This window comes from Planomonospora algeriensis, assembly GCF_977012225.1.
On sequence record NZ_CDRNDK010001128.1, the window covers coordinates 1 to 365 of the forward strand.

The 365-nt window shown below is 71.8% G+C and carries 1 protein-coding gene; it reads left to right on the top strand.

Features of this window, described 5'->3' with window-relative positions:
• Positions 1-365 (top strand): beta-ketoacyl synthase N-terminal-like domain-containing protein (locus ACWJ6R_RS38125; protein WP_449066819.1); only part of this gene is annotated, 365 nt, incomplete at both ends.

Genomic DNA, 365 nt, shown 5'->3' on the forward strand with positions numbered 1-365 from the left:
GACGGTGGACACGGCGTGCTCGTCGTCGCTGGTCGCCCTGCACCTGGCGGCGCAGGCGCTGCGCTCGGGTGAATGCGACCTGGCCCTCGCGGGTGGTGTCGCGGTGATGGCGACGCCCGGAACCTTCATCGAGTTCTCCCGCCAGCGCGGTCTGGCGCCCGACGGCAGGTGTAAGTCCTTCAGTGCCACGGCGGACGGCACCGCATGGGGTGAGGGCGTCGGTGTGCTGCTGGTCGAGCGGTTGTCGGACGCGCGCCGCAACGGGCATCAGGTGCTGGCGGTCGTGCGGGGCAGCGCCATCAATCAGGACGGGGCGAGCAACGGGTTGACGGCGCCGAACGGGCCGTCGCAGCAGCGGGTGATCC